Source organism: Acinetobacter sp. 1130196 (assembly GCF_000588095.1).
Taxonomy (GTDB): Bacteria; Pseudomonadota; Gammaproteobacteria; order Pseudomonadales; family Moraxellaceae; genus Acinetobacter; species Acinetobacter nosocomialis.
The window spans coordinates 1-2,663 of the sequence record NZ_JFWX01000096.1; the positions used below are offsets into that span (position 1 = coordinate 1).

Annotated in this window: 2 protein-coding genes and 2 pseudogenes; 3 read left to right on the forward strand and 1 reads right to left on the reverse strand. The window is 39.0% G+C overall.

Annotated elements, in window-relative coordinates; all coding sequences use genetic code 11:
* The 3 genes and pseudogenes from J671_RS24350 to J671_RS24360 all read left to right on the forward strand — a co-directional run.
* Window positions 1-348: IS30 family transposase (locus tag J671_RS24350; protein ID WP_000629789.1), on the forward strand; the 348-nt coding region annotated here is incomplete at its 5' end.
* Window positions 349-1,497 (forward strand): annotated as a pseudogene (locus tag J671_RS24355) (putative bifunctional diguanylate cyclase/phosphodiesterase); the annotation flags it as partial.
* A 601-nt stretch (window positions 1,498-2,098) separates the two neighbouring features.
* Window positions 2,099-2,293, forward strand: a pseudogene (locus J671_RS24360) (helix-turn-helix domain-containing protein); the annotation flags it as partial.
* An 8-nt stretch (window positions 2,294-2,301) separates the two neighbouring features.
* On the opposite strand, the gene J671_RS24365 reads toward J671_RS24360, so the two are convergent.
* Window positions 2,302-2,663 (reverse strand): IS30 family transposase (locus J671_RS24365; protein WP_003206378.1); only part of this gene is annotated, 362 nt, incomplete at its 5' end.

Here is a 2,663-nt window from a genome sequence, read left to right on the forward strand (position 1 = left end):
GCTCTGAAATATTTACCTGCAGAACTGCGTAAAACGTTGACCTATGACCGTGGACGCGAGATGTCAGAACATAAAATACTCGAAGAAGATTTAGGCATAGATGTATATTTCTGTGACCCACATTCACCTTGGCAAAAAGGCACATGCGAAAATATGAATGGTTTAATTAGGCAATATTTACCTAAAGGGATTGATTTAAATCAGGCAGATCAGCATTATTTAAATCAAGTTGCCATGTCACTGAATACTCGTCCTAGAAAGGCGTTAGATTGGCTTACACCATTAGAGAAATTTGCTCAGCTTGTTGATTATCATATGGCTTTTGAAACTGTCGCACCTCATGTTTGAATTCGCCATGCCTTTGGTCACCACATTGGTGATCAACTGCTTATACAAATGGCCAATCGCTTACATTGGCAACTCAATGAAAAATGTAAGTTGCTTAGGATTGGCGGAGATGAGTTTTTATTAATAGCTGAAAATACCGATACTGAAGAGGCAATGCAACTTGCTGAAAAAGTATTGCAGCTTATTCAAGACAGTTACCAGATTTCCGGTAAAGAAATTAACATTTCGGCAAGCCTTGGCATCGCATTGTTTCCTGAACATGGGCAGAATGTTCAAGACCTGCTAATGAATGCCGATGCTGCCATGCTGATGTCTAAAGAGCAGGGCCGCAATACTTACACCGTCTTTAGTTATTCAACCCACCAACAAGAAACCAGAAGTCAGTCAAAACTGATCAATGATTTATATAAAGCAGTCGAAGAAAAACAATTTGTTCTTTATTACCAACCTAAATTTAATACCAATCTTGAGATTTGCGGGGTAGAGGCACTCATTCGCTGGAATCATCCATCTTTAGGTATGCTGACACCACATATGTTTATTGGTGGCGCGGAAAAGACAGGTTTAATTATTCCAATGGGATATTGGGCACTTGAGCAAGCTTGCCAGCAAATTCAAGAATGGGAACGTAGCAATACCCAGTTTTATCCAATCGCAGTCAATTTATCGGCTTTGCAGTTTGAAAATAAAAAGCTCTTTAGTACCCTCGAAGGTTTGTTAAAAAAATACCAAATTAAGCCTCATCACCTCATTATTGAAATTACTGAATCAACTGCAATGCGGCATATCGACTTAAGCATTCGTGCTTGTGAGCGGCTGCGTGATATGGGCATTCGTGTCGCAATTGATGACTTTGGAACAGGGCACTCAAGCTTCTTATATTTAAAAGACTTACCAGTCGATGAGCTTAAAATTGACCGTGGTTTTATTGTCGATTTAAAACCGGGCTCAAAAGAAGAAGTCATTTTAGAAAGTATTATTCATTTGGCGAAAAAGTTAGGCTTAACCGTAACAGCCGAAGGGGTGGAAACTCAGCAGCAAGTCGAAATTTTAACGCGTTTAGGCTGTCAGCAGTTCCAAGGTTACTTGTTAGGAATGCCTGTAAATGTAGGGCAACTGATTCAGTCACAAGGCGCTCATTTTGTTTAACGAATTTGTGATAAATTTTAAAATTATAACTTTATATAATATCTAAAATAATAATTTAGTTAATCTAATGAAAAATAATAAGAATTTTAAAAACTTGTCATAAATTCCACATTGACACTTCTAAACTCTCAGATTATCCTTTGCCTGCTGGCCTACATTGCCAGCCGGTTGTCGCAGACCGTCTCACACCGCATCAGAGCTATTTCGTCTGAGGAATAGTTTTGTGTGTACTCTCGTTCCCTCCCGTAGCGGTAGGACGGGAGAGGGACACCTATGGTGTGCTAGTTGTGTGACTAGTCTGCGAACCCTCTTTCGTTCTGCCATCATAATCCTTTATTAATGCTTTGGCAGAACTCCACATATAAGGAGTTGGCTGTGCATACTTTTTTTACACCTCCCGATTAGTCTTTAGCGTGGTTTGATCACTTTCGAGTTTTCAGGCTTTAGTTCGTCACGACTAAAAAATCATATCAACAATAAAACTTGAGATGCCTTAGGGCCATCTTTGGGGCCTTTGCATGCATTTTTTGCCTAGAGCAAAAGTTGCGGCTGTTTTATCTCATTTAGACACAACAACAAATTATTTTATAGCGGTACATATATGCCATATTCAGATCTCTCATTTCGCGCGTTAAGTGTGCTTCATACATCTCGTTATCTTTTTAATGACCATGGTTTTCACAACGTTGGTGTAGACCGCATTGTAGAAGAAGCGGAAGTGACCAAAACCACGTTTTATAAATATTTTCAGTCTAAAGAGCGGCTTATTGAAATGAGTTTAAACTTTCAAAAAGATGGGCGAATTCAAACATGAGGTGCGACAGTTTCAAAAGCCATATGATAATCAACAAGCTGAGCAAATTTCTCTAATGGTGTAAGCCAATCTAACGCCTTTCTAGGACGAGTATTCAGTGACATGGCAACTTGATTTAAATAATGCTGATCTGCCTGATTTAAATCAATCCCTTTAGGTAAATATTGCCTAATTAAACCATTCATATTTTCGCATGTGCCTTTTTGCCAAGGTGAATGTGGGTCACAGAAATATACATCTATGCCTAAATCTTCTTCGAGTATTTTATGTTCTGACATCTCGCGTCCACGGTCATAGGTCAACGTTTTACGCAGTTCTGCAGGTAAATATTTCAGAGCTTCAGTTAAAGCCT